The 3,277-nt window shown below is 56.3% G+C and carries 1 rRNA gene; it reads right to left on the bottom strand.

The window, feature by feature from the left end:
• Window positions 1–32: 32 nt before the first annotated feature.
• Window positions 33–3,155: ribosomal RNA gene (locus ACIBEA_RS44075) — 23S ribosomal RNA — on the bottom strand.
• Window positions 3,156–3,277 lie beyond the last annotated feature (122 nt).

Here is a 3,277-nt window from a genome sequence, read left to right on the forward strand (position 1 = left end):
CTTCAGAACTAACACAGTGGACGCGAGCAACTGAGGACAAGCCCTCGGCCTATTAGTACCAGTCAGCTCCACCCGTTACCGGGCTTCCACATCTGGCCTATCAACCCAGTCGTCTACTGGGAGCCTTACCCTCTCAAGGAGGTGGGAATACTCATCTTGAAGCAGGCTTCCCGCTTAGATGCTTTCAGCGGTTATCCCTCCCGAACGTAGCCAACCAGCCATGCCCTTGGCAGGACAACTGGCACACCAGAGGTTCGTCCGTCCCGGTCCTCTCGTACTAGGGACAGCCCTTCTCAATATTCCTACGCGCACAGCGGATAGGGACCGAACTGTCTCACGACGTTCTAAACCCAGCTCGCGTACCGCTTTAATGGGCGAACAGCCCAACCCTTGGGACCGACTCCAGCCCCAGGATGCGACGAGCCGACATCGAGGTGCCAAACCATCCCGTCGATATGGACTCTTGGGGAAGATCAGCCTGTTATCCCCGGGGTACCTTTTATCCGTTGAGCGACAGCGCTTCCACAAGCCACTGCCGGATCACTAGTCCCGACTTTCGTCCCTGCTCGACCCGTCGGTCTCACAGTCAAGCTCCCTTGTGCACTTACACTCAACACCTGATTGCCAACCAGGCTGAGGGAACCTTTGGGCGCCTCCGTTACTCTTTAGGAGGCAACCGCCCCAGTTAAACTACCCATCAGACACTGTCCCTGATCCGGATCACGGACCGAGGTTAGACATCCAGCACGACCAGAGTGGTATTTCAACGGCGACTCCACAACCACTGGCGTGGCTGCTTCAAAGTCTCCCACCTATCCTACACAAGCCGAACCGAACACCAATATCAAACTATAGTAAAGGTCCCGGGGTCTTTCCGTCCTGCTGCGCGAAACGAGCATCTTTACTCGTAGTGCAATTTCACCGGGCCTATGGTTGAGACAGTCGAGAAGTCGTTACGCCATTCGTGCAGGTCGGAACTTACCCGACAAGGAATTTCGCTACCTTAGGATGGTTATAGTTACCACCGCCGTTTACTGGCGCTTAAGTTCTCAGCTTCGCCACACCGAAATGTGACTAACCGGTCCCCTTAACGTTCCAGCACCGGGCAGGCGTCAGTCCGTATACATCGCCTTACGGCTTCGCACGGACCTGTGTTTTTAGTAAACAGTCGCTTCTCGCTGGTCTCTGCGGCCACCCCCAGCTCACGGAGTAAATCCGATCACCAGTGATGGCCCCCCTTCTCCCGAAGTTACGGGGGCATTTTGCCGAGTTCCTTAACCATAGTTCACCCGAACGCCTCGGTATTCTCTACCTGACTACCTGAGTCGGTTTAGGGTACGGGCCGCCATGAAACTCGCTAGAGGCTTTTCTCGACAGCATAGGATCATCCACTTCACCACAATCGGCTCGGCATCAGGTCTCAGCCTTAATGTGTGACGGATTTGCCTATCACACGGCCTACACCCTTACCCCGGGACTACCACCGCCCGGGTTGGACTACCTTCCTGCGTCACCCCATCGCTTACCTACTACCACCTTGGATCAGCGGCTCCACCACTTTCCTTTGCCCGAAGGCTCCGGAACGGCTTCACGGCCTTAGCATCAATGGATTCGATATTGGGCGTTTCAAAGCGGGTACCGGAATATCAACCGGTTGTCCATCGACTACGCCTGTCGGCCTCGCCTTAGGTCCCGACTTACCCTGGGCAGATCAGCTTGACCCAGGAACCCTTAGTCAATCGGCGCACACGTTTCTCACGTGTGTATCGCTACTCATGCCTGCATTCTCACTCGTGAACCGTCCACAACTAGCTTCCGCTGCTGCTTCACCCGGCACACGACGCTCCCCTACCCATCACAGCGGGCGTTGGCCCTATTGCTGCAATGACACGACTTCGGCGGTACGCTTGAGCCCCGCTACATTGTCGGCGCGGAATCACTTGACCAGTGAGCTATTACGCACTCTTTCAAGGGTGGCTGCTTCTAAGCCAACCTCCTGGTTGTCTCTGCGACTCCACATCCTTTCCCACTTAGCGTACGCTTAGGGGCCTTAGTCGATGCTCTGGGCTGTTTCCCTCTCGACCATGGAGCTTATCCCCCACAGTCTCACTGCCACGCTCTCACTTACCGGCATTCGGAGTTTGGCTAAGGTCAGTAACCCGGTAGGGCCCATCGCCTATCCAGTGCTCTACCTCCGGCAAGAAACACGTGACGCTGCACCTAAATGCATTTCGGGGAGAACCAGCTATCACGGAGTTTGATTGGCCTTTCACCCCTAACCACAGGTCATCCCCCAGGTTTTCAACCCTGGTGGGTTCGGTCCTCCACGAAGTCTTACCTCCGCTTCAACCTGCCCATGGCTAGATCACTCCGCTTCGGGTCTAGAGCGTGCAACTCAATCGCCCTATTCGGACTCGCTTTCGCTACGGCTTCCCCACACGGGTTAACCTCGCTACACACCGCTAACTCGCAGGCTCATTCTTCAAAAGGCACGCAGTCACGACCCATTGAGTAAACTCAATGAGCGACGCTCCCACGGCTTGTAGGCACACGGTTTCAGGTACTATTTCACTCCGCTCCCGCGGTACTTTTCACCATTCCCTCACGGTACTATCCGCTATCGGTCACCAGGGAATATTTAGGCTTAGCGGGTGGTCCCGCCAGATTCACACGGGATTTCTCGGGCCCCGTGCTACTTGGGAGATTCTTAAGCAAGCCGTCAATGTTTCGTCTACGGGGGTCTTACCCTCTACGCCGGACCTTTCGCATGTCCTTCGACTACATCAACGGTTTCTGACTCGCCGACCGGCCGGCAGACCGATCAAAAGAATTCCCACAACCCCGTATGCGCAACCCCTGCCGGGTATCACACGCATACGGTTTGGCCTGATCCGGTTTCGCTCGCCACTACTCCCGGAATCACGGTTGTTTTCTCTTCCTGCGGGTACTGAGATGTTTCACTTCCCCGCGTTCCCTCCACACTGCCTATGTGTTCAGCAGTGGGTGACAGCCCATGACGACTGCCGGGTTTCCCCATTCGGACACCCCCGGATCAAAGCTCAGTTGGCAGCTCCCCGGGGCCTATCGCGGCCTCTCACGTCCTTCATCGGTTCCTGGTGCCAAGGCATCCACCGTGCGCCCTTAAAAACTTGGCCTACAGATGCTCGCGTCCACTGTGTAGTTCTCAAGCAACGACCAGCCACCCATCACCCCACCAGACAAGCTGGCGAGTTCACTGGGGCCGGCATCGCGAAGATAAGACCTTACGGCCGTACCC

It is taken from the genome of Streptomyces sp. NPDC051555 (assembly GCF_044454405.1).
GTDB lineage: Bacteria > Actinomycetota > Actinomycetes > Streptomycetales > Streptomycetaceae > Streptomyces.